Genomic DNA, 24,859 nt, shown 5'->3' with positions numbered 1-24,859 from the left:
TGTCACCGTTGCGATGCCCCCGGAGAGGACGCGCTCCGTAGCGGCACGCAGGATCGACTTGACGATCCCGCCCCCCGAATGAAGCCGCGTCGAACTCACTGAGTCGTCGCTCCCGCGTCGGGATCATCTTCATCGGCCCGGTGGGACGCCCTCAGACCGCTGAGAGAGTCGAGTGTGAACTCTCGTCTGACTTCGGGGTCTAGTTGCTCTGCGGGCAGCTCATCGATGGCGTACTTGGCTCCCGTCCTAGCTTCGGCTACCTGGTTCGCGAACTTCTCGCGGATCGGCGGGCTGATCAAGGCAGTGAATTGGTCTCCGCGGAACCTCGCTTCGTATTCGGCATCACCGGAGCCTACCCACCGGTTGAAGGTCACGAAGGATTCAGCAACACGGACGTAGCTGTCGAAATCAGGGACTGCGAAATCGAGCATGCCCGCGACGTTCGACGCCCCCCGCGCGAACACCACTAGGTCCGAGATCGCACCCAGCTTGGACTCTGTGATCAGCGTGCCTAGGCGCGTGGGGAGCTGGTCGATCCAGTATTCGGCGAAGTCGTAGGCGAGCTCCCTGGCTCGGTCCCGATAGCCGGGGAGCTTTGAGATCAAGAGGATCAGAGTGAAGGATTCATCCTCGCCGATCCACCTGATGACGTCTCGGGCGTCGCAGACGTCAGTTGTCAACCCAAGAGCGACCTCCCGCGAAAGCCACGCACGGAGACCGTTGAGCGGAGACCCTACGCGGGCAGCCTCGTCTCGACGAGCACTGAATCGGTCGACGAGAAACTCAAGGAGCACTCGACTGGTCATCGTGGATTCGCGACGCAGGGCGCTTGCGCGGCTGTACCCAAGAGTGGCCAGAGCATCGTCCGGGCCGTCGAGGACATGCGTTAGTTCGGTGAGCCGCTCGGTCGCAGTATCCGTGACCAGCGCGTTGATCACGTCACCGATCAGCTCGTCGCTTACGTCGTCTTCGGGCAAAGCGAGGAGCATGTACCGGCCGAAGTAGGACGCCTCGGCGGCGGCTCGTGGATGTCGGACGAAGGAACTCATACCTCCGACGCTCACGCCAGGAAAGAGGAACGAGAGTAGGCGGATCGTGCTTGCAGAGTTACGGCCATGCCCTACCTTCGCTATCCAGTGTTCCCAATCCTGCGTTTTGATATCCACGCTCTCGGTCAGTGAAAGCGAGCGCCGTCCGGTCTCCAGCTCGTCACGCCAATCGGGCAATGCTGACCAAACGCCATGGGCCGAGATGCGAAGCCAGGTCATTCCGACGTAGTCGAGCACATCGAGCTCAGCATGCTCGACGTGCTGAGCGAACGCTCTCAGCTGCTCGCCGAACCGTCCGAGAGTCCGCGGTGTTCTGATCTGCGGAGCGAGGATGCCCGTGATCTCCGCCGCACGCTGGATCCCCAGATCGTCAAGACGATGACCCGTCTTCGCGAGGAGGTCTTGAATAAGTTCATCGATCAGTCGGATGACCGTTGCCTGTGAGATAGGTGGGATCTCGAATGGATACTGAACGATCTTCTCCATGAATGACGCGGATCGTCCCACGGAACCGGTCGCCCCGAGGAGGTCCTCGACCGTCTCCTGGTCGTAGGCCACCAGATAATGCACGCCCCGGAATCGGCCCAACAACCTCAGAATGCGGAGCAGACTCAATAGCTCGTTACCACCCAAGCGATCGACGTCATCGACCACGATCAGGACGCGCCTTCCGAGCGCCTGGATCTCGGTGGACAACGCGTCGAACTGCTTGTGCCACGGCGCGCGAGTTGCGACGGCGTCGAGGACCCTCTTTGCCGAGCCACCAAGTCCCGACCCGATCAAAGGAATCGCAGAGAGCATCGGCGTTGCGTGGCTGGCGTACAGGGCGAGCTTCCGGCTTAGGTCTCCTTTGACACGTTTGCCGAAGATGCTCGCGAGTGTGCTCACAAACTCAAGCGACATCGCAGCCGAGTCGCCACTCGACCAGGGCGTGAAGTCGCCGACATACCAGTCAGGAGAGAGGCTGCTGCGGACCTTGGCGATGATTGATGTCTTGCCCGAGCCCCACGGTCCCACTAGCCCAAACACGGTGCTGGGGTCGGTTGCTGTCGCGAATTCGATTCTCTTTGCAACGGTGTCTACGAAGGCCTGACGACCGAGATCGTCCTCGTCCCCGGCTTTCAGTGGGTCATCGGTCCAGTGTCGATGCCCCTCGGGGCCTTGAGCAGTCATGGGACGATTGTGGCGCTTCGACGCCCCGCTCCGCGGCTATTTTCCTTCGATCACCGGTCTCGGTCCGATCCAGTAGCCGCTTCGTCTCGCACGACGGGTTCGAAAGCCATTGCGTGACCTCCGCTCCGTCGAGAGCCCCGTCCGTGCGAAAGCCCGGCCGGGGTTCTCGCGAATGTGCAGATCTGACGTGTCGAGAAGCTGAGCAGAGCGGCCTCAGCTCTGGCACGCCGTCACCGCGGTCCAGCCCTCGTGGAAGGGTGTAGGTTTCGGACGGCTCCTGACGTTCGCTCTACAGGCGCAGACCTTTGGCGGCACCGCGTGCCAACCGCACTTCAATCCGTTGTGAGAAGGTGCCGTAGTGCATTGACATTTGCGCACCCATCACTTGCCCAACCTCTTCGACCAGCGGATCGGAAATCATCACAAGCTCTCCCACGTCGAAGAACGGGATGCCCGGTTCGAAGGTGACGGTGTCCGCGTCAATGAAGTCAAGGTTGCTCGCCCCGCCGATGTCGGCTGGCGGACCGAATGCCGCGAGGCGAGTCATGACGTCATTGATGGCGAAGTCGACGTGGTCTGCTGCGGCCGTGAAGGCGGTGGCATATCGAGACGCGCGAGCGCTCAAAGTCGCGAGTGCGTCCTCCATCTTCATCGAGCGGTAGTGGTCGCGGCGCATGGCCCGTGCCGGCTCGAACGAGTTGATAGCGTCGTCGGACAGTGCGACGCGAAGGTCTTGGCAGGTGTCGGTGAGTTCTTGCCGGTCCGCGGATGTCAATGACGCACGTGCTGTCCCGAGCTCCACCCAGGCGGTGCTTGCCTGCAGCGCTCGGCTGACCTGCCGTAGTTCGCGGCGCATGTCTACTTGCAGTGTTCCGATGCGCGTAAAAGGGGGCTGGGCTCCCTGGAAGCCGAGCTTCATATCTGAACGAGGCCACACCGCGCGCCAGGTGAACTCCTCGGTTGTGAACGGCGTGTTCTGGACGAGTTGCGGCACGCGAAGCAGGGGGTAGCCCGGCACCTGGGCGCGGATCCACGCAATCTGCTCACGGTAGGCAAGCTCGATCTCGAGCGCAGTCCTCTGCCATGCGTCGTAGTTCGTGGGACGCGTGATGTGGGCAAGAAATACGTGCGAGAGCAGGAAAGGAACCTCGCTGCCGACGCGGAAAGGGTTGCGTAAGCGCGTCATGCCGTTCAGCTCCGAGAGCATCTTCGCCATCGGTGTGGTTGCCTGTTTCCCTGGCCGAGGGAGAGCGCTGGCGACTGTCCGCACCGGCGGCAGGCGACGCCACCGTTCCGCCAGCTCGTGCACGGCCGCCCACAGTGCAACTGTCATGCCAGCCAACCGCTCGTGTCCGTCAGCTGCTCGATGGCAGTCGACAATGACGACTGCGCAGACAGCGCGGGTCCGCTGTCGAGGTAGTCGCCGACGACGGTCTGCCCGACGCGTCCCGACGGTGCGGCGCTGAGTGCCCGGGTTTCTGTCGTCGACGTGTAAGTCATCCGGTAGTCCGTCACGCCCAGGATCTCTTCGGGCTCGCTGACATGGAAGCTCACCCCGAGTGGCCGAAGCTCCTCAAGAAGGCCGGCGCGCTGTATCTCCGGAAAGGAGCTGAGCAGGTCCGACGTCGTCCCCTGTCTGGCGCGGACGAATTGCGTCACCAGAGCTTCGGCGTCTTGGGCTGAGGTGGGTCGCCGGGACGGCGAGGGCCGAGCCGTGTTGACCCGAGACCGAAGCACAAGCCGCCACAGCCGCACCGCTGCGTACAGAGGACCCCTCCCGGCATCGATAACAGCTACGCCCAACGACACGCCCGCCGGAGAGGTGGCTTCGATCTTCCACCTTCCGTCCAGCGCCTCAGTTGCCTGGACGACGTGCTTGGGCACGCCTACCAAGGTGTCCAGCAGCGCGGCGATCCGGACCGAGAACCCGTCGGCGCCGGAGAAGTGGTGATCCGACTTCGAGGCTCTAACGGCGAGGAACGGAAGCCGCTCGACCACCTCGTCGGATACATCGTGTCCGAGTTCGGCAGAGAACAGCACCCATTCCGCGTGTGTCTCTCCCAGGGTGTCGGGGAACGTGGCGTGGTCGGATGCGACGGCGGTGGCGGCCAGGTAGTCGGCGAGGGAGTCATGGAACGGGGCGATGATTCCCGTTACGCCCACCTCTGCCACCAGGCCGATGCTTCGTGCTGCCTCTCTCACGACTGCCCCACTGACGGGGGAGGACAGCGTCGTGGCAACCTCGTCGGTGATGCGAGCCCACTCGTACGGATCGGCGTAGCGGCGTTGCGCCTTGAGGAGCTGCGCGTAAACCGAACCGAGGACAGGCAGGGACGCGCGTGCATCCACACTCGGGGCCCGGTCGGACAGCTGCTCGATGAAGCGCTCGTAGACCCTTGCGCGGGATAGGTCGCCGTCGCTGTCTCGGGAGGCTTCGAGGTAGATGGTGAGAGCAAGTGGGCTGCGGGATTCATCGCCGAGGGATCTGTGCGCCCTCTGGAGGACTTGCGTTCGTTCCTCCGGGGCAAGACTGTCGCCGACGACGCGACCTACGAGGTCGTGCTGTGCATCGCTGTCTAGTGGGGAGACGGTGAACGCGTCCACGACATCGGCGGGGGCGAGCACACGTCGAAGTGTGGGCAGATCCCGTCCGATGAGAATCGTTCGCGCAAGGTCGGGTCGCGTCAGAACAGCGTGCAGATCCTCTGCCAGGCATTCAGCGATGGCATCCGGGATCTCTGACACGCCGTCCACGACGATGACGGTGTCCGCGTCCGCGAGCGCTTGTCGCCCCGAGTACGTCGGTACCGCCTGATTCAGAGCGAAGCCCATCGAGTCAGCTACGAGCGCGTCGAGATGACCGGGTGTGTATGTTTCCGCCCGGCAGATGACGACGGCGCGACCCGACAGAGCGCACGACGCCTGCAACATCCGCACCGCACTGGACTTGCCCGTGCCGGTCGGGCCGGACAGGGCGACCGCCTTTCCGGAAGCGAGGCTTTCGATATTCGCCATTGGCTGATCGGTGGATACGCGGAAGAGGTTGAGCGCCACTAGCTCGGTGGTCGCTCCACCGACTGCTTCGACGAATCGCGTCTTGAGCTCGCTATTCCACTGGAAGGTGGGCAGCTGTCCGTACGCGCCGCCGATCAGGTTTCTTAGCTCCTCCGCCGTCACCACCCGCGCTTCTGGGTCGGCGTGCGACGCGCGTTCAGTGAGAACGCGGAAGAGAGCGTCCACGCGTTGGCTAGCGACACGGTCTCGATCCCTCTCGAGAGGGTCGAGCATGCTGGCCACCCGCCGTTCCGCGGATGACAGTAGCGCTCCTACGGAGGACGGGTCCACTCGCATTCGAGCATTGCGCAGACGCGTCGCGATGTCCTCGTCCGTCTTGAGGACCTTCGCCAGACGCGTGACGCGATCCGGGTCGATGTTCGCCAGTGCATCCCGAAGTTCCCGTGCTCCGGGCCCCAGCTCACCGTTGGTCGTGAACGCGAACCGCGCATCCCCGGCGTTCAGAGCCGCCCACCGAAGCATGATCTCGGCGATGGGCTTTGGATTCCACGCTGAGCTCAGCCGACTCTTCACCTGCTGCGCACCGACCAACGCACCGTTGCCGTCGAGAATCTCGATGTCGACGACGTCCTCCATGCCTTCGACGCGGAGACTGTGATCCGAGCCGTTGTCGACGAGATCGAGAGCGGCATGAATCGCGTGCGCTTGCTGGTACGCAATGCCGCGAACCGTGTCTGTACCGGCCACAAGCCCCCTCCCCGCAGCGAGACTATCCCAGCACCCAGGTATCGGCCGCGCTCCTAGCGTGGCAATGTGGGTATAGGCATCAGCGGAAGGTCACCGTCCGCTGCACCTCGTCATGAACGACGCCCGACAATCCAGTCCAGTAGGCGCTGTGTCTCCCATGACGGGTTCGAAAGCCATTGCGTCACTTCCGCTCCGAGATGAGCCCCACCTCTCCATGGTGGGGCTCATCGTCATTCCCGGGACGGAAGGGCCGGCCGTTCACCCGCGCGGACGCGATCTGGCTACGAAGCCGGGAATACGGTGGATGAGGACGAGGTTGGCCTCACGAGTCGGGTGATCCTCCGTGGTCGCCGCCGCGGCCGCCGCTCCACCCGGCATCCGTCAATCTGGAGATATCCCCCTCATGAGTTCCACCAGCACCACCGCGCCCGCCGCGCGTCCGCCCAAGCCGAAGAAGCCGTTCTACCGGTCGTTCGGCTTCCAGATCACGATCGCGCTGATCGCCGGCATCCTGCTCGGCGTCCTCGCGCTGAACCTGGGTCCGGATGCCGCGGGAGGCCCGAACGGACTGACGGCGACGCTGTCGACCATCGGAAACGGGTACGTCACGCTGCTGAAGGCGGCCGTCGTGCCGCTGATCTTCCTCGCCATCGTCGCGAGCATCACCCAGTTGCGCAACGTCACGAACGCCGCACGCCTGGCCGGGCAGACGCTGCTCTGGTTCGGCATCACGGCGCTGATCGCGGTGACGATCGGCATCGTCCTGGGCGTCACGATCCAGCCCGGCAACCGCGTCGCGCACGACCAGCTGACCACCGCCGACCCGTACACGGTCGGCACCTGGTGGAACTTCCTCAAGGGCCTGATCCCGCAGAACGTCCTCGGTCTCACCGTCTCGAGCTCCGCGGATGCCGCCACCGGCGCCGTGACGTCGACGGTGGGCTTCAACGTCCTCCAGGTGATCGTGGTGTCGGTGGCCGTCGGCATCGCGGCGCTGAAGATCGGCGCCCGCGCGGAACCGTTCGTCGCGTTCACGCAGTCGTCGCTGAAGATCGTCCAGCGCGTGCTGTGGTGGATCATCCGCATCGCGCCCCTCGGCACCCTCGGGCTCATCGCGTCCGCGGTGGTGCAGTACGGCACGGACAAGCTGCTCACGCTCGTGTGGTTCGTGGTCGCCGTCTACGCCGGCCTGGTGCTGGTGCTGTTCGTCGTGTACCCGATCCTCATCAAGAGCCACGGGCTGTCGATCAAGCAGTACTTCTCCGGCGTGTGGCCCGCTGTCCAGCTCGGCTTCGTGTCGCGGTCGTCGATCGGCACGCTGCCGCTGACCGAACGGGTGACCGAGCGCAACCTCGGCGTGCCGCGCGAGTACGCGTCGTTCGCCGTGCCGCTCGGCGCGACGACCAAGATGGACGGCTGCGCCGCGATCTACCCGGCCATCGCCGCGATCTTCGTCGCGCAGTTCTTCGGCATCGAGCTGAACATCGTGTCGTACCTGCTCATCGCGCTGGTGTCGGTGGTCGGATCGGCCGCGACGGCGGGGACGACGGGCGCGACGGTCATGCTGACGCTCACGCTGTCCACGCTCGGCCTGCCGCTGGAAGGCGTCGGACTGCTGCTCGCGATCGATCCCATCCTCGACATGGGCCGCACCGCGGTGAACGTCGCCGGGCAGGCGCTCGTTCCGACGATCGTCGCGAAGCGCGAAGGCATCCTCGACCGCGCGCTCTACGACGCGCCCCGCGACGGGGAGCCCTTCGCGGACGACTCGGCGGACGACGCCGAGAGCGCCCCGGCACTGTCGCGGAGCTGACCCCTCGGCTCTCGCCCCGCGACGCCCCGGTCCCGATCAGGCCGGGGGGTGGCGGTCGGCGAAGGCCGACCCGGGCCGGATGAGCAGCGAGCGGGGCAGCGCGATCACGCGCGCGCGCCGAGCGGGCGTCATCGCGGCGAGCATCGCGGCGCGGATGCCGAGAGCGTCCTCGACGGCGCGCGCACCGGCATCCGCTCCCGCTCCCGCGGCGTAGTTCGCGCGCTCCACCGCGGAGACCAGCCGGGAGACGGCGTCGGGCGGCGCGTCGGCCGCGGCTACGAGCACGGCGCCGAAGGCCCGCGGCGTCTGGGACGACGACACGGGCACGCCTGCGTCGATCGCGGTGTCCTGCACGAGTCGCCAGGCGGCGGCCACACTGGCGCGGCGCCGGAGGAGCATCCTCCGCGCGGCGCCGGCCGCGGCCGGCAGGATCGCCAGGACGATCACGGCGGCGACGACGCCGAGCACCGGCCGGGGATCGATGAGGGCCGCCCCGGCACCGGCGGCATCCGCGGGCGCGGTCTCGGCCGGACCGTTCACGCTGTCGGTGGGAGCCGTCGTGGCCGCGGCGGTCGGCGACGCGGTCGGCGCGCTCGTGGGCGCGTCGGTGCCGCTCGACGCGGCGCTCTGGAACCGTGTCGCCGTGCCGAGGCTCTTCGTCGGCTCGAACGGCACCCAGCCGATCCCGCGGAAGTACACTTCGGGCCACGCGTGCAGCTGGCTGCCGGTGACGTTCACGACGCGCTCGCCGTCGACGACCTGGCCGGTGAACGCGCCCGGAAGGAAGCCCACGACGATGCGGGTGGGCATGCCGAGGCTTCGCGCCATCAGCGCGAACGCGCCCGCGAAATGCACGCAGTAGCCCGTCTTGGCCTCGAGGAACGCCGCGACCGCATCCGATCCCTGGCCGTCGAAGCCCTCCTGCACGGGAGCGTCGAGCGAGTAGGTGAACGCGGGGCCGCGGAACCAGTCCTGCAGGGCGATGAGTCTGTCGTAGTCGGTGGTCGCCGATGCCGTGACCTCGCGGGCGAGCGCGCCGATGATGGGCGGGGTGTCGGCGGGCACCGAGTCGACCTCGATCCGCAGGCCCGTGCCGCCCGCGGAGGTCGCGCGGATCTGCTCGAGGGTGGGGCGGGCGACATCCGCGAGGACGGTGTACTCCTGCCCCTGGGTCGCGCCCTGGGAGCCCATGACCGTGCGGTTGTACGGCACGAACCGCCACGACCCGACGAGGCCGTCGACCTGCGCGGCCGCGTAGGGGACGGGCGCGTAGGCCGTGGCCAGGTTCTTGACGGTGATGGTCGTGCGCTCCTGCGCGACGGTGATGTCGGGGCCGACCTCGAGACCCTCCAGCGGCTCGCCGCCGAGATCGACCGTGCTCGTGCGATCGGGCTGCCAGACGGCGCCGTCGAAGACGGAGAGCGTCGCGACACGGAGGTAGGGCACGACGGAGCTGTCGCTGCGCATCGTGAGCACGGTCGCATCGCTCTGGCGGCGCAGGTCGGCGCCGAGATCCAACGACGGGTCGATCATGGTGGCCGTGCCGGGGCCCGCCGCCGGCGTGGCCGCCTGGATCGTCGGCCCGAGCGCGAGCGCCGTCACGATCGCCACCGCGCCGATGGTCACGGCGACGGCGGAGACGCCCCCCGCCCGACGCGGCGCCCGCGACTCGCGGGTGCGCGTCTCCGCCCGGATCAACAGGAGCACCGCGACGGCCAGCAGTACGAAGGCGACGACGTCGACGCCCGCGGGAACGGCGATCGCGGGGATCAGCCACACGGCGACCAGCGCGACGCTCGCCAGCAGCGGCATCCGCGCCGTCACGACGACATGGTCGAGCGCGATCGTCAGCAGCCCGAGCGAGGCGACGATCACGAAGGTCAACGGCGTCGTCGCCGTCAGCGGAGCGATGCCGTCGGCGATCGACGTGGATGCCGCGGCGATCATGCGCGGCACCGCCTCGACGAGCGTCCCCGTCGGAATGACGCCGAGGAGCGCATCGCGGGGGAAGAAGACGGCCGTGACGGCGCCGGCCCACACCGCGAGCTCGATGAGCGTCACCACGGTCGCCGCGACCCGCAGCCGGCGCAGCACGTAGCCGATCGTCAGGAGCGCCAGCGGCAGGCCGGCCGCGCCCCACAGCCACGAGCCGCTCTGCACGACGCGCGTGAGCGGCACGAGGGTGGCGAGCAGTCCGAGCCACAGAGCGAGGGAGAGTCGCAGCTCTCCGCCTTGCGCCGTCCGCCGCCGGCGGCCCTCACGCGACGGCACGGCCGCCCCCTCGCGTGCTGGTCGCGGCGACGGCATCTGACCACGCCGATGCGAGGTCGGCGCCCGGAGCGATGACGCCGAGCCGCCACCCGGTGTCGACGGCTCGAGCACGCGCCGCCTCGGAGGCCGCCACGGTCAGAAGCACCGGCAGCGTGCTGTGATGGGGCAGCGCAGACAGCGCCGCGGCATCCGCGTCGTCGATCGCGCCGGTGACGAGCACGACGGGACCGGCCGAGATACCCGTGAACAGGCGCACCAGCGCGTCGAGGGGGAGGTCGCGTCGTGCCGTCACGGTCGCCAGCGCGATGGCCAGCTGCTCGACACCGCCGCCGTCGCCGCCCTCGATGGGATCGGCCAGCACGGCGCCGTCCGCGTCGATCACCGTCACGAGGTAGCCCTCGCGCACCAGCAGCGCCGTCGCGGACAGGCATGCCGACACGGCGATCTCGAAGCCCGGGTCGCCGCCCGGGGCGCGCGCCGCCTCGACGGGCCAGCGGGGTGCGCCGCGGTCGAGCACGACGACGGCCTCGGGCGTCGTCTCCTGCTCCTCCTGTCGCACCATCAACTCGTCGCGGTGGGCGCTGGCGCGCCAGTGGATGCGGCGCATCGAGTCGCCCGGTGCGTAGGTGCGCGGGATGAGGTTGTCGGCTCCCTGCCCGAGACGGTCGACGACACTGCGGGTGCTGCCGCCGGCGTCGCCGGGCAGATCGCTCAGCGGCCCGAGCTCCACGACCTCCGGCACGATCACGAGCGGAGAGCCGTCACCGACCGAGCGCCGCCGGCGGGTGAAGCCGAAGGGATCGGTCGAGACGACGGAGAGGGGCCCGACCGTGCGGATGCCGCGGCGCATCGCCCGCGCCGAGTAGACGAGCTCGACGCCCTCGGTGCCGGCCACGGCGGAGGCGGTCGCCGGGAACACGCCGGCCGGCCCCGCGGCGGTGGCGTCGGGGCTCGCGTCGATGCCGTCCGGCAGTCGGTCGCGCCAACGGCCCTCGCTGGAGGGGAGGGAGGATCGGGTGCGCACGCGGAGGCGCACGCGGACGTCGGTGCCGACCGGCGCCACGTCGGGTGAGAACGAGCGGGAGACGCGCGCCGAGCGGGGCACCAAGTACAGCGTCGCCGCGCTGACGGCGACGACGATCGCGAGGAGCGCGCCGACATAGGCGAGCTCGGCGATGCCGAAGCGCTGCGCGAGGAACCCGCACACCGCCGCGAGCAGCACCGCGCCGGTGCCGCGCGCGGTCAGAGGCCAGCCGGACACGACCGGCCTCAGCGGGTGGCCAGCGGCACTCGCACCGACCCGACGATCGCGCGCAGGACGGCGGCGATGGTGTCGGCCGACGAGCGCCCCCGCGCCGACGCGGTGCCGCGGGCGGCGATGAGGCGATGGGCGAAGACCGGTTCGACGAGCGCGGCCACGTCGTCGGGGATGACGAACTCGCGGCCGTCGAGCGCGGCGCGCACCTTGGCGGCGCGCACCAGCTGCAGGGTCGCGCGAGGACTCGCGCCCAGCCGCAGATCCGGGTGCTCGCGCGTGGCGCGCGCGAGCCCCACGGTGTACTCCTCGACGGCGGGGGAGACGTGCACCCCGCGTGCCCACGCGATCAGGGCGCGCACATCCGCGGCGCCGAGCACGGGGGCCACCCCGTCGAGCGGGTTGACGGTCTCGCGCTGGCGGAGCATGAGCGCTTCGCTCGCGGCATCCGGATAGCCCATGGAGATGCGCATCATGAAGCGGTCGCGCTGCGCCTCCGGAAGTGCGTAGGTGCCCTCCATCTCGAGGGGGTTCTGCGTGGCGACGACGAGGAACGGATCGGCCAGCCGGTGGCTGGTGCCGTCGACGGTCACCTGACGCTCCTCCATCGCCTCCAGGAGAGCGGACTGGGTCTTGGGGGAGGCACGGTTGATCTCGTCGGCGATGACGATCTGCGCGAAGATCGCCCCCGGCTTGAACTCGAACTCGCGGTCCACCGGGTTGTAGACGCTGACCCCGGTCACATCACCCGGCAGAAGGTCGGGGGTGAACTGGATGCGGCGCACGCTCGCGTCGATCGAGGAGGCCAGGGCGCGCGCCAGCATGGTCTTGCCGACCCCCGGCACGTCCTCGATGAGGAGGTGGCCCTCGGCCAGCAGACAGACCAGCGCGGCGCGCACGGCATCCGGCTTGCCGTCGATCACGCGCGTGACGGAGGTCTCGACCGCCTCGGCGGCCCGGGCGAACGTGGCGGCGGTGAGCGGGTGGTCGGGCATGCGTCTCCCTGTCTCAGCGGCGGTGCTTGCTCGATGCTAACCCGGCTGGCGAGCCGCGGGCGCGACGTCGGGTAAACTCGCATGTAGCTCTCCGCGAGACGGCATCCAGGCCAACTCCCCCAGGACGGAAACGTAGCAAGGGTAACCGGGCTCTGCCGGGTTCGCGGAGAGTCTTTCTTTTGCCCGACGGGGTACGGACCGCGCCGTGCTTCCGTCCCGCCGGAAGGTTTTCTCCGGCAGATCCCTCACGGCCCCGCGGGGGCCCCGCCTAGGCTGGAACCCGTGGCGCAGAGCATCTACATCACCTCCACCGAGGGCCTGTCCGGAAAATCCACGATCGTTCTCGGAGTGCTGGACGCGCTGAGCCGTTCCACTCCGCGGGTCGGGGTGTTCCGCGCCATCGCGCGCTCCATCGACGAGCGCGACTACGTGCTCGAGATGCTGCTCGACCACATCGGCGTCGACCTCGACTACGAGGAGGCGGTCGGCGTCACCTACGACGACGTGCGCAACGACCCGGATGCCGCGCTCTCGCGCATCGTCGAGCGGTTCAAGGCCGTCGAGGCGAAGTGCGACGCGGTCGTCGTCGTCGGCAGCGACTTCACCGACGTCGGCTCCACGAGCGAGCTCGGCTACAACGCGCGCATCGCCGCGAACCTCGGCGCGCCGGTGCTCGTCGTGCTCAACGGGCGCGGCCACGAAGGCGACCGTCTCGGGGTCAGCGAGGCGCGCACGCCGCAGCAGCTGGCGCAGCTCACCGCGCTCGCGCTCACCGACATCACGCACCAGCGCGCCGAGCTGTTCGCGGTGATCACCAACCGCGCCGACCCCGACCACCTGGACGAGATCAACGCGGCGATCGGCGAGGTCGTGCGCGACATCCCGGCCGTCGACGGCAGTCGCGAGGCCGACGTGGCCGTGTGGTCCATCCCCGAGGACGTGTTCCTCGTCGCTCCCGCCGTGCGCGACATCATGCTGACCCTCGGCGGCACGCTGCTGCGCGGCGACGAGGCCCTGCTCGTGCGCGAGGTGCTCGACGTCGTCGTCGCCGGCATGTCGCTCAACAACATCCTTCCGCGACTCACCGAGGGCGCCATCGTCATCGTCCCCGCCGACCGCACCGAGGTGCTGCTGGGCCTGCTGCTGGCCAACTCGTCGGGGACGTTCCCCTCCATCGCGGGCATCATCCTCAACGGCCCGTTCCCGCTCCCGCCGGCGGTCCAGGACCTGATGGTCGGCCTCGACTCGCCGCTGCCGATCATCCAGACCGACCTCGACACCTACGACACCGCGGTGCGGGTCATGGGCACCCGGGGTCGTCTCGCGGCCGGCTCGCAGCGCCGGTTCGACACCGCCCTGGCCCTGTTCGAGCAGCACGTCGACACCGACGAGTTCACGCGCGCGCTGGGCCTCGCCCACTCCACCGTGGTCACGCCGCTCATGTTCGAGTACCAGCTGCTGGAGCGCGCCCGTACGGGACGCAAGCGCATCGTGCTGCCCGAGGGCGGCGACGACCGCGTGCTCAAGGCTGCGGCGACGGTGCTCGCCCGCGGCATCGCCGACCTCACGATCCTCGGCGACGAGGCCGAGGTGCGCGGCCGGGCCGTCGAGCTCGGTCTCGACCTCGGCGCCGCACAGGTGCTCAGCCCCTTCGACCCCCAGATCGTGCACCGCTTCGCCGAGGAATACGCGGAGCTGCGCAAGCACAAGGGCATCACGTACGAGAAGGCGGCCGACACCATCACCGACGTCTCGTACTTCGGCACGATGATGGTGCACCTCGGCCTGGCCGACGGCATGGTCTCGGGCGCCGCGCACACCACGGCGCACACGATCCGTCCCGCCTTCGAGATCATCAAGACCCGGCCCGGCGTCTCGGTCGTCTCGAGCGTGTTCCTCATGGCGCTCGCCGACCGGGTGCTCGTCTACGGCGACTGCGCGGTCATCCCCGATCCGACGGCGACGCAGCTGTCCGACATCGCGATCTCGTCCGCCGCGACCGCTCGCCAGTTCGGCATCGACCCGCGTATCGCGATGCTCTCCTACTCGACCGGCGAGTCGGGTTCGGGCGAGGACGTCGACAAGGTCCGCGAGGCCACGGCCTTCGTGCGCGAGCGCGCACCGGAGCTGCTGGTCGAGGGACCGATCCAGTACGACGCGGCCGCCGACGCCGCCGTCGCCAAGGCGAAGATGCCCGATTCCGCCGTCGCGGGACGGGCCACCGTGTTCGTGTTCCCCGACCTCAACACGGGCAACAACACCTACAAGGCCGTGCAGCGCTCGGCGGGCGCGGTCGCCATGGGCCCCGTCCTCCAGGGGCTCAACAAGCCGATCAACGACCTGTCGCGCGGTGCGCTGGTCGAAGACATCGTCAACACGATCGCGATCACCGCGATCCAGGCGCAGAACCAGCAGCAGGGAAACAACGCATGACCGTCGTCCTCGTCATCAACAGCGGCTCCTCGTCGTTCAAGTACCAGCTCGTCGACGTCGAGTCGCAGACGGCGCTCGCATCGGGACTCGTCGAGCGCATCGGACAGGAGATCGGGTCGGCCCGGCACAAGACGGGGGATGCCGACCACACGCGCGAGCTGCCCATCCCCGACCACACCGCCGGCTTTCGCGTGATGCTCGATGCGTTCGAGGAGTACGGCCCGTCGCTCGTCGAGACCCCGCCGTCGGCCGTGGGCCACCGCGTCGTCCAGGGCGGCGCGCGCTTCTTCCGTCCGACGCTCATCGACGACCTCGTCGAGATCAACATCGACGAGCTCTCGGTGCTCGCGCCGCTGCACAACCCCGGAGCGCTGCAGGGGATCCGCGCGGCACGCGCGGCCTTCCCCGCCCTGCCGCACGTCGCGGTCTTCGACACCGCCTTCCACCAGACGCTGCCCCCGGCCGCCTACACCTACGCGATCGACCAGACGATCGCGCGCAAGCACCGCATCCGCCGTTACGGCTTCCACGGCACCAGCCACAAGTTCGTCAGCGAGGCCGCCGCCGACTATGTGGGACGGCCGCTGCGCGAGCTCAAGCAGCTCGTGCTGCACCTGGGAAACGGCGCCTCGATCACCGCGATCGACGGCGGGCACTCCGTCGACACCTCGATGGGGCTGACGCCGCTGGAGGGGCTCGTGATGGGGACGCGCTCCGGCGACCTCGATCCCTCCGTGCTGCTCGTGCTCGCCCGCCGTGAGGAGATGAGCCCCGGAGACCTCGACGACTTCCTCAACAAGCGCAGCGGAATGGTCGGTCTCGCCGGCGTCTCCGACATGCGTGACATCGAGGACCGCCGCGAAGAGGGCGCCGGTGCGGCCATGCTCGCCTTCGACGTCTACATCCACCGGCTGCGGGCGTACATCGGCGCCTACATCGCGCAGCTCGGCGGGGTGGATGTGATCTCGTTCACGGCCGGGGTGGGGGAGAACTCGCCGCTCGTGCGTGCGGAGGCCCTGGCGACGCTGGGATTCCTCGGCATCCGTGTCGACGCGGAGCGCAACGAGGCCCGCGAACGCGGCATCCGCACGATCTCGACCGACGACTCGAGCGTCACGGTGCTCGTCGTGCCGACCAACGAGGAGCTCGAGATCGCCCGTCAGACGCTCGCGGTCGTGGCCGACTGACGCGCCGATCCGCCGCGACGCGGCTCACCGATACGCGACGTCCGCACCTGCCCACTACGCTGAATCCGTGACAGCCGACCTTCCCGACCTCAGCGCTCTCGACGGCGTGCTCTTCGACCTCGACGGCGTGCTGACCCCGACCGCCGAGGTGCACATGCACGCGTGGGAATCGATGTTCACCGAACTGTTCTCCGCGTGGGGCATCGAGCCCGCGTACACGGAAGAGGACTACTTCCGGTACCTCGACGGAAAGCAGCGCTACGACGGCGTCGCGAGCCTCCTGCGCTCGCGCGACGTCGAGGTGCCCTGGGGCGATCCGGACGACGATCCCTCCGCGGACACCGTCTGCGGCATCGGCAACCGCAAGAACGAGGTGTTCGCGCGCGTCCTGCGCGCCGACGGCATCGCGCCCTACCCGGGCTCTCTGGCGCTCCTCGAACAGCTGCGCGCGGCGGGGACGCCGATCGGCGTGGTTTCGAGCTCCAAGAACGCCGAGGAGGTGCTGGCCGCGGCCGGCATCCGCGACTTCTTCCCCGTCGTCGTCGACGGAGTGGTCTCGGCGCGCGAGGGGCTGCGCTCCAAGCCCGCGCCCGACATGTTCGCCGCCGGGGCCCGCATGCTCGGCGTCGACCCGGCGCGCAGCGCCGCCGTCGAAGACGCGCATTCGGGCGTCGCCTCCGCCGTGGCGGCCGGGTTCGGGCTCGTGGTCGGCGTCGACCGCGGCGCGGGTGCCCAGGCGCTGCTGGACCTCGGCGCGACGCTCGTCGTCGACGACCTCGCGGCGTTCGTCGCCTGATGACCGACCAGTCCGACGGAAGGATGGACAGGATGGATCGCGACCGTTTCCCGATCGACCCGTGGCGTCTGGTGGAGAAGCGCTTCTCGCTCGACGACGTCGGCGTCACCGAGACGCTGTTCGCGCTCGGCAACGGCTACCTGGGCCTGCGAGGCAACCAGCCCGAGGGCCGCCATGCCCACGAGCACGGCACGTTCATCAACGGGTTCCACGAGATCTTCCCGATCCGCCACGCGGAGCAGGCCTACGGCTTCGCCGAGGTCGGCCAGACGATCATCAATGCGCCGGATGCCAAGGTCATGCGCGTCTACGTCGACGACGAGCCCCTGTCGTTCGACGTCGCCGACATCCGCGAGTACGAGCGCGCCCTCGACATGCGCAACGGGCTCCTCACGCGCCACGTGCGCTGGATGACCCCCAGCGGCAAGGACGTCGTCATCGATTTCGAGCGCATGGTCTCGTTCGAAGAGCGCCACCTCGCCGTGATGCGTGTCACGGTCACGGTGCTCAACAGCGACGCCCCGATCACGGTGAGCTGCCAGATCATCAACCGTCAGGACGGCGAGGACGTGTACGGGGGCTCGGCTCCCGGCGGCGGCACCGCGAAGGGATTCGATCCGCGCAAGGCGGAGAAGATCGAGGACCGCGTGCTCCAGCCCGAGGAGTACTGGCAGGAGGGCGACCGCGCCGCGCTCGCCTACCGCGTGACCGCGTCGGGGATGACGATGTCGGTGGTCGCCGACCACGTGATCGAGACGGACAACGAGTACTCGTCGCGCACGCTCATCGAGCCCGACATCGCCAAGAACGTCTACCGGGTGCAGGCGAAGGCCGGGGTGCCCGTGACGGTCACCAAGCTCGTCAGCTATCACACGTCGCGCGGGGTGCCCGCTCGCGAGCTGGTCGACCGCGGACGTCGCGCGCTGGACCGCGTGGCGGCCGAGGGCATCGAGCGCCAGTTCGAGCGTCAGCGCGAGTGGATGTCGGCCTTCTGGGACCGTTCCGACGTGGTCATCGGCGGCCACGACGACCTGCAGCAGGCGACGCGCTGGTGCCTCTTCCAGCTCGCGCAGGCCGCGGCGCGCGCCGACGGTCAGGGCGTCCCCGCGAAGGGCGTGTCGGGCTCGGGCTACAGCGGCCACTATTTCTGGGACACCGAGATCTACGTGCTCCCGTTCCTCATGTACACGACCCCGATCTGGGCGCGCAACGCCCTGCGGATGCGCTACCTCATGCTGCCGGCGGCCCGACGTCGTGCGGCGCAGCTCAACGAGGCGGGGGCACTGTTCCCGTGGCGCACGATCAGCGGCGAGGAGGCGTCGGCCTACTACGCCGCCGGCACCGCGCAGTACCACATCAACGCGGACGTCAGTTTCGCGCTCGCCAAGTACGTGCGCGCCACCGGCGACGACGAGTTCCTCTACCGCGAGGGCGTCGACATCGCCGTCGAGACGGCACGGCTGTGGGCGACGCTCGGCTTCTGGCGCTTCACCGAGGACGGCCAACCCGAGGTGTTCCACATCCACGGCGTGACCGGCCCGGACGAGTACACGACGGTCGTCAACGACAACCTGTTCACGAACGTGATGGCGCGCTTCAATCTGCGCTTCGCGGCGCGTGCGGTGCGCGAGATGGCAGAGGACGCTCCCGAGCACTACGCGCAGATGGTCGAGCGGCTCTCCTTCGACCCGGCGGAGGCCGACGCGTGGGATGCCGCGGCCGAGGCCATGCACATCCCGTACAGCGAGGGCCTCGGCATCCACCCGCAGGATGAGGTGTTCCTCGAGCGCGAGGTGTGGGATCTCGAGAACACGCCGCGCGAGCAGCGTCCGCTGCTGCTGCACTTCCACCCGCTCGTCATCTACCGCTACCAGGTGCTGAAGCAGGCGGATGTCGTGCTGGCGCTGTATCTGCAGGGCAACCACTTCACCGACGAGGAGAAGCTCGCCGACTTCGAGTACTACGACCCGCTGACCACGGGCGACTCGACGCTGTCCGCGGTGGTCCAGGCGATCCTCGCCGCGGAGGTCGGTTACCAGGACCTCGCGCGCGAGTACTTCTCGCAGTCGATCTTCGTCGACCTCGGCGACCTGCATCACAACGCCGCGGACGGCGTGCACGTCGCGTCGGCCGGCGGGGTGTGGACCGCGCTCGTCGCCGGCTTCGGCGGCATGCGCGACCACTACGGTGAGTTGAGCTTCGACCCGCGTCTGCCGAAGGACTGGCCGTCGCTCTCGTTCTCCCTCCAGTGGCAGGGGACGAGCCTGAAGGTCGAGATCACCGCCGACGAGCTGCGCGTGGATGCCGGTGCCGGCGAGCCCGTCGCATTCTCGGTGCGGGGCGAGTCGCTCGTCGTGCAGCCGGGCGCCACGGTGGTCGTGCCGTTGCGCGGCCAGGGGCCGGAGCTGTCGGGCCGCCCCACGATCAGCGACATCGGTGAGGCGCTGCGTGAGGACGGCACACTGCTGTCGGCCTCGGTCCCGACGATGACCACCTCGATCCCGGTGATCACCGGCAGCATCCCGGTGGTCGGCGCGGTCGCGGGCGATGACGCGAACCTCGGCATCGACTCGTAGCGGTGCGACCCGGTCGCCGATGTGCCCGCGTTTCGGCGCGGGTCAGAACGGCGGCGGGTCCTCCGCGGTGAGGACGAACCTGACGGTGGCGGGTGGGTGGTCGCGGTAGTGGTGTCCGGCGGGGCTCGTCCACTCAAGCGTGCCGTTTCCGAGGTGCCGGACGCGCCACGCCGTGTGGTGCTTCGTCGTATGGTGTCGCCGGCACAGGTGGGCGAGGTTGTCGTGGGCGGTGGCGCCGCCCTGCGCGGCCGCGGTCGTGTGGTCGATGTCGCACCGCTGCGCGGGGCGGGTGCAGCCGGGGGTGCGGCAGTGCTCGTCGCGGGCGGTGAGATAGCGGCGTAGCTCCGCGCTGGGGCGGTATCGGTCGACCGCGCGGACCTCGCCGGTGTGCGGGTCGGTGAAGATCCGGTCCCAGCCGGGGGCGAGCCCCGCGAGGCGACGGGCGAGAGATGTGGCGATCGGGCCGTACCCCGCCAGCAGGGCCGGGCCGCCGGCCGGGTCGCCGGCGAGGGTGAGGGCGGGGATCGTGACGTGGATCCGCGCCGCGACGGCCTCGAGGCCGGCGCCGGTCGCGCGGGTCGTCGGCCGGCCGGTGAGCACCAGGTCGCTGAAGACGTCCGCGCGCACCTGGGCCAGTGTGCGGGCGTCCGCCCGGTGGCGGCTGCCGGTTCGCCCGCCCGTTCCCTGGCCGGTTCCCCTGCCGTTCCCGGTGACCACGGCATCCTCGTCGCCGTCGTGTCCGCCATCGGAATCGGCGTCGGCGCGCGGCGTGGCCGCGTCGGCGTCGGCCTCCGGCTCGCGGTCGAGGATCGCGCGGGCGCAGGTGGTCAGGGCGTCGTGGATCGCGTGGGCGAGCGGGGCCGGGAGGTCGGCGATCAACCTCGCCATCCCGTCGTCGAGGTCGAACAGGCGCACCGAGCGCTCATCGAAGCCCCGACGGGCGGACTGCTCGAACGCGGCCGGGTCGATGCTCGCGGCGATCGCCGTGATCGCCGGCGCCGCGCGCGTCGGGGATTCGGATCGGGCGACCTCCAGCGCACGATCCTCGAACCGCGCGCGATCCTCGTCGCCGGTCAGCATGGTCCCGGTCCTGCTGATCGCCCAGGCATGACCGGCGTCGATCTCACCGGCCGCCCACGCCGCATGGGTGCGGGAGAACGAGGTCATCAGCTGATGCGCATCGGACATCCGCCGCTGCACGCCCCTGTCGGAAGCCCGGATCGCCATGCCCAGTTCGAGGCACACTTCGCGCACCGGGAAATCCGCTTCCCCCATCGGCAGAGCCCGGCCCTGCTGCTGGGCCTCCTGCCGTGACACCGCCACCCGGTCTGCGACGAGCTCGACCGCCGCCGCGAGCACGGCCGCTTCCTCCGCCTGCGCCGCGGCGATGCGGCGCCGGGCCGCCCGCAGACGCGTGACCAGATCATCCAACGCCGGCCAGGCCGAACCTCGAGCCGGGGCATCCGGGATCGCGTGCATCATCACCTCCGCCCGGCCGAGGCCGGGAGGCAGAACCCGCTGAAAGGAGGTGGGCACGCGCGGGACTTCTCCGCCCCAGTATAGAACAAAAGTTCGAAGGACGCAACGGGTTCGGGAGAGTTCTCGCATCACGCGACGTACGGCGCGACGTCCTCGGCGACGGGGGTCAGCCGCCCGAGCAGCTCGTCCGCCTCGACGATCCGGTGCCGCGGGCCGGAGAAGGCCAGCGCGCCGGCGATGCCGCCGTCGGCGCCGCGGAGGGGGACGGCCAGGCATCCGAACCCCGCCACGCCGCCGTCGAGCCGGCGCACACCGCCGATCCGCCCGAGCTCGGCCGCCGCGGTCGTCGCGGTGGGTCCGGAATCGCCCGCGGCGACCAGCATGAGGGCGCCGAGCGCGTAGCGCTCCGGCTCGCGCGCGAGGCGCACCGGATCGCTGAAGGGGAAATCGGGGTCCTCGTCGAGCAACTGCACGCGGCGGTCGACGTACACGGCGACGTGGACGCCTCCTCGTATGGTCGATCGCGCGTCGGCGACCATGTCGTGGGCGCGGGTGGGCAGTCGAGCGGGGGCGGCAGCCGCGGCCAGCTGCGCCACCTTCGACCCCAGCGCGAATCCGGACAGATCGGGGGTGCGAACGAGGTACTCGTCCTCGACGAGCAGGTTGAGCAGACGGTAGGTCGTCGCGCGCGGCAGCGCGAGCCGTGTCGAGAGCTCGCGCGCCGTCACGCCGGCGCCGAGCTCCGCGACCGCTTCGAGCACGGTGAGCGCGCTGTGGATCGCGCGCGGCTGGCGCGCGGAGAGCGTCGGCTGCGAGGGGCCGGCGCGTGTCTCAGCCATCCCGGTCATCTCGTGCGATGCCGCCGAGCACGGCCGCGGCGACGGGGACGTCGTACGCCCCCAACGGCCCGATCGGGCGGCGCAGGCGCCACGCGATCAGCGCGGCCGAGACGGCGCCGACCGCGGCGGCGATCCACACGGCGGCGCTGCCCGCCGCGACGTCGGCCGCCGCGAAGGCGACCACGGCCCCCGACAGCGCGACGGCGGCGCACAGGGCCGTCACCGCGACGAGCGGCGTCAGCTCCCCGATCCTGCGCAGGAACAGCGGCACCGCGATGCAGGCGAACACGTACGAGACGATGTAGCCGATGCCGCCGAGGGCGATCGTGATGTGCATCGCGTCGCGGAGGTCGACGCCGCAGACGACGAGCGCCAGCGGAACGCCCACCACCGCGGGCAGGGCGATTGCGATGGCGCCGATGGGCGTGCCGTAGCGCGCGTGGGTGCGTCCCGCGAGGCGCGGCATGACGTCGTCGCGTCCCATCGCGAACAGCACCCTCGCCAACGCCGTGGTCGACCCGATGGCGCACGCCAGGAAGGATGCCGCGATGCCGAGGTCGGCGACGCTCGCCCACCCGCCGATGCCGAACGCGTCGGCGAGCTCGTTGAGCGGCGACGCGCTGGCGGCGAAGTCGCGGCCCAGCGCGGCGAACCCGGCGACCTGGGCGGCCGCGGCCAGGAGGTAGAGCAGGAGCGAGATCACGACGGTGGCGCGGACGGCGCGGGGGATCGTCCGCAGCGGGGTGCGCGCCTCCACCCCGAGCGTCGCCGCGCTCTCGAACCCGACGTAGGCGGTCAGGGCGATGAGCGCCCCGGCGCCTACCCCCAGCGGCGTGTCGGCGGCGGGCGACGGCAGCAGCGCCGCCGGATCGACCGGACCGATCCGCGTCAGCAGCACCACGAGCAGGACGACGATGAGCACGACGGAGGCGAACTCCACGAGCAGCGCGACGCGAGCGGAGATGCGGATGCCGCGGACGAGCACGAGAGTCAGCAGTCCCGCCTCGGCCAGCAGGACGCAGGCGATCCCGAGCGGTGCGTCGGCGGCCGGCCAGAACGGCCGGAGCAGGAGGGCGGTGTAATAGGCGCCGCCGAGGAGCGCGAACATCGCGACGGCGGCGTACCCGACCACGGCGGCGGTTCCCGTCGCGAGTCCGCCCGCCGGCCCGAGTCCGCGCGCCGCGTACGTGTACAGCGCGCCCGACGCGGCGAGGCGGCGCGCGAACTGGCCGACGGCCGAGGCGACCAGCAGGCTCAGGACCCCGGCGACGAGCACCGACACGATGACGCCACCGGGCGACACGCCGGCGACCAGGACCGTGACCGTGGTCGCCGCCGCGGCCGGAGCGACGGCGGCGACCGACTGCGCCATCACGTCGATGAACCCGACGCTGCGCCGGTCCAGGCCGTGCAGCGGTGAGCGTCCGCCGAAGTCGCGGACCGGCGCGGGGCTGCGGATCGCGCGCTCCAGTGCGGTCATCGTCCCTCCTTGCCCGCCGATGCTAGGGCGGCGCCGTTGCCGCCCCACGTCTCTCGTGTTTCCGCCTGGTTTCCCCGAATGAGACGCCGTCGGCGGGCCCTCCCATTCCGGGAGCGCGGGATTTTCACGGCCCGGAGACGGTGCCGTGACGGCCCTGCGCGACGATCCCGGTATCCGTTCCTTCCACCTCGCTCCGCACCCCGATCTGGAGAGGTCATCATGACGAGAATCGACTCACCCGGCGCCGCCGCCCCGTCCGCCGCGTCGCCCGCCCGCGCCCTGACGGGCTCGCTGGGCGCGACGGCCATCGTCTTCATGGTCGTCGCCGCGGCGTCGCCCCTCACCGTCATCGGGGGTGCGGCGCCGCTCGGCATCCTGATCGGAAACGGGGTCGGCTTCCCGGCCCTGTACGCCGTCAGCGCCGTCATCCTGCTGCTGTTCTCCGTGGGTCTCGCCGCGATGTCGCGGCACATCCCGCGGCCGGGCGCCTTCTTCACCTACGTCGGCTACGGCCTCGGACGTTCGACGGGACTGGCGGCGGCATGGATCGCGATGCTGACCTACACGACGATCCAGGTCTCGGTGTACGGCTACGTCGGCTACATCCTCTCCTACACGCTCGCGTCGACGGCCGGGATCTCGCTGCCGTGGTGGCTGTTCTCGCTGCTGGTCATCGGACTGGTCGGCATCCTCGGCTATCGGCACATCGACCTGTCGAGCAAGGTGCTCGGGGTGCTGCTGATCGCGGAGGTCGGTGTCGTCGTCGTGCTCGTCGCCGTCGTGCTGTTCCGTGCCCCCGAGGGGCTGAGCCTCGCCCCCTTCGAGCCCGCCAACATCGCCAGCGGCTCGCCGGGGGTCGGGCTCATGTTCGCCATCGCGGCCTTCATCGGCTTCGAGGCCACCGCCATCTTCCGCGACGAGGCTCGCGACCCGGATCGCACCATCCCGCGGGCCACCTACATGGCCGTGATCGGCATCGGCGTCTTCTACACCGTGGCCTCGTGGGGTCTCGTGATGGCGTGGGGACCGAGCGCGATCGTCGACGAGGCGGCCGCCGATCCGGGCAGCCTCATCCTGCGCACGATGGCCACCTACCTGGGACCGATCGGGGAGATCGTCACGAACGTGCTGCTGATCACGTCGATGTTCGCGTGCGTGCTCTCCTTCCACAACGTCGTCACCCGCTACCAGCACTCGATGGCCACCGCCGGCGTTCTGCCCGAGCGGCTGTCCGCCGTGCACCACCGCCACCTGTCGCCGCACGCGTCCTCCATCGTCCAGACCGTCACGGCCGCCGTGCTGACGGGGATCTTCGCGGCCTTCCAGCTCGACCCGGTGCTGGCCGTCTTCACGTGGTTCGCCGGCGTCGCCACGCTCGCCATCGCGATCCTCATGGCCGTCACCTCGGTGGCGGTGATCGTCTACTTCCTGAGGCGGCGCTCCGACCGGCGGGTCTGGAACACCATCGTCGCCCCGGCGCTCGGGTTCGCGGGTCTCGTCATCTCGGCGGCGCTCATCATCGCCTATTTCCCGATCATGGTGGGCGATGTGGATGCCGAGGGCGCCCCGGTGTTCGGCGGGCTGAGCTGGTTCCTCATCGGGCTCGTCGTGCTCTTCCCCGCTCTGGGCTACGTCCAGGCCGCGTGGATCCGCGCGCGCCGCCCCGCCGCCTACGCGAAGCTCACCGACGCCATCGCCGGCTGAGCACCCTCGAACGCCGCACCCCACGAAAGCCCCACCCCACGAAAGCC

15 protein-coding genes and 1 other RNA gene are annotated in these 24,859 nt (G+C 69.7%); 7 read left to right on the top strand and 9 right to left on the bottom strand.

All coding sequences use genetic code 11. The features are described from left to right. Window positions 1-95 precede the first annotated feature (95 nt). The 3 genes from AC1Q49_RS08625 to AC1Q49_RS08615 form a co-directional block, all read right to left on the bottom strand. Window positions 96-2,222 carry a KAP family P-loop NTPase fold protein gene (locus AC1Q49_RS08625; protein ID WP_492491634.1) on the bottom strand — a complete coding sequence of 709 codons (2,127 nt, stop codon included), beginning with the start codon at window positions 2,220-2,222 and terminating at the stop codon, window positions 96-98. A 289-nt stretch (window positions 2,223-2,511) separates the two neighbouring features. Then, a complete protein-coding gene (locus AC1Q49_RS08620) occupies window positions 2,512-3,438 on the bottom strand; it encodes a hypothetical protein (protein ID WP_492491632.1) in 927 nt (308 codons plus the stop codon). 113 nt (window positions 3,439-3,551) lie between these two features. Further along, the gene (locus AC1Q49_RS08615; protein ID WP_492491630.1) at window positions 3,552-5,984 is read right to left on the bottom strand and encodes an NACHT domain-containing protein; all 2,433 of its coding nucleotides are present in this window, start codon (window positions 5,982-5,984) and stop codon (window positions 3,552-3,554) included. 403 nt (window positions 5,985-6,387) lie between these two features. Between AC1Q49_RS08615 and AC1Q49_RS08610 the strand changes: the two genes are divergently transcribed. Continuing rightward, window positions 6,388-7,797, top strand: a complete 1,410-nt coding sequence (locus AC1Q49_RS08610; protein WP_082734188.1) for a dicarboxylate/amino acid:cation symporter — start codon at window positions 6,388-6,390, stop codon at window positions 7,795-7,797. Window positions 7,798-7,833: 36 nt separating this feature from the next. Here AC1Q49_RS08610 and AC1Q49_RS08605 read toward each other — a convergent pair whose 3' ends face one another. From AC1Q49_RS08605 to AC1Q49_RS08595, 3 genes are read right to left on the bottom strand one after another with little or no spacing between them, the layout of a single operon-like run. Beyond that, the gene (locus AC1Q49_RS08605; RefSeq protein ID WP_492491627.1) at window positions 7,834-10,068 is read right to left on the bottom strand and encodes a transglutaminase TgpA family protein; all 2,235 of its coding nucleotides are present in this window, start codon (window positions 10,066-10,068) and stop codon (window positions 7,834-7,836) included. Continuing rightward, window positions 10,055-11,329: a DUF58 domain-containing protein gene (locus AC1Q49_RS08600; protein ID WP_492491625.1), complete on the bottom strand. Its 1,275-nt coding sequence runs from the start codon at window positions 11,327-11,329 to the stop codon at window positions 10,055-10,057. The genes AC1Q49_RS08605 and AC1Q49_RS08600 overlap by 14 nt, the downstream gene beginning before the upstream one ends. Window positions 11,330-11,337: 8 nt before the next feature. Continuing rightward, window positions 11,338-12,318, bottom strand: coding sequence for an AAA family ATPase (locus AC1Q49_RS08595; RefSeq protein ID WP_101305789.1), 981 nt, complete (start codon window positions 12,316-12,318; stop codon window positions 11,338-11,340). Between the two features lie 82 nt (window positions 12,319-12,400). Here AC1Q49_RS08595 and ffs point away from each other — a divergent pair. The 5 genes from ffs (at window position 12,401) to AC1Q49_RS08570 (ending at window position 19,310) form a co-directional block, all read left to right on the top strand. Further along, window positions 12,401-12,497: signal recognition particle sRNA small type (ffs, locus tag AC1Q49_RS08590), an RNA gene on the top strand. Between the two features lie 103 nt (window positions 12,498-12,600). Continuing rightward, the gene (gene pta, locus AC1Q49_RS08585; RefSeq protein ID WP_101305790.1) at window positions 12,601-14,751 is read left to right on the top strand and encodes a phosphate acetyltransferase; all 2,151 of its coding nucleotides are present in this window, start codon (window positions 12,601-12,603) and stop codon (window positions 14,749-14,751) included. After that, window positions 14,748-15,938 (top strand): acetate/propionate family kinase, encoded by a 1,191-nt coding sequence (locus AC1Q49_RS08580; protein ID WP_101305791.1) that lies wholly within the window; start codon window positions 14,748-14,750, stop codon window positions 15,936-15,938. Before pta ends, AC1Q49_RS08580 begins: the two co-directional genes overlap by 4 nt. Before the next feature lie 67 nt (window positions 15,939-16,005). After that, a complete protein-coding gene (locus AC1Q49_RS08575) occupies window positions 16,006-16,734 on the top strand; it encodes an HAD family hydrolase (protein ID WP_061782345.1) in 729 nt (242 codons plus the stop codon). Window positions 16,735-16,766: 32 nt separating this feature from the next. Continuing rightward, the gene (locus AC1Q49_RS08570) at window positions 16,767-19,310 is read left to right on the top strand and encodes a glycoside hydrolase family 65 protein (protein ID WP_205282435.1); all 2,544 of its coding nucleotides are present in this window, start codon (window positions 16,767-16,769) and stop codon (window positions 19,308-19,310) included. A 42-nt stretch (window positions 19,311-19,352) separates the two neighbouring features. Here AC1Q49_RS08570 and AC1Q49_RS08565 read toward each other — a convergent pair whose 3' ends face one another. From AC1Q49_RS08565 to AC1Q49_RS08555, 3 genes are all read right to left on the bottom strand, one after another. Beyond that, a complete protein-coding gene (locus AC1Q49_RS08565; protein ID WP_492491621.1) occupies window positions 19,353-20,846 on the bottom strand; it encodes an HNH endonuclease signature motif containing protein in 1,494 nt (497 codons plus the stop codon). A gap of 71 nt (window positions 20,847-20,917) precedes the next feature. Further along, entirely contained in the window at window positions 20,918-21,628 is a 711-nt protein-coding gene (locus AC1Q49_RS08560) for a helix-turn-helix domain-containing protein (RefSeq protein ID WP_492491619.1), read from the bottom strand. Beyond that, complete coding sequence (locus AC1Q49_RS08555; protein WP_492491617.1) at window positions 21,621-23,108, bottom strand: APC family permease; 1,488 nt, start codon at window positions 23,106-23,108, stop codon at window positions 21,621-21,623. Before AC1Q49_RS08555 ends, AC1Q49_RS08560 begins: the two co-directional genes overlap by 8 nt. A gap of 219 nt (window positions 23,109-23,327) precedes the next feature. On the opposite strand from AC1Q49_RS08555, the gene AC1Q49_RS08550 reads away from it, so the two are divergent. Next, complete coding sequence (locus AC1Q49_RS08550; RefSeq protein ID WP_492491615.1) at window positions 23,328-24,812, top strand: APC family permease; 1,485 nt, start codon at window positions 23,328-23,330, stop codon at window positions 24,810-24,812. Window positions 24,813-24,859 lie beyond the last annotated feature (47 nt).

The sequence above is a fragment of the Microbacterium sp. MPR-TSA4 genome (genome assembly GCF_058792815.1).
Note: the sequence above shows the minus strand (reverse complement) of the source record. Positions and strands in the feature narration are given on the sequence as shown.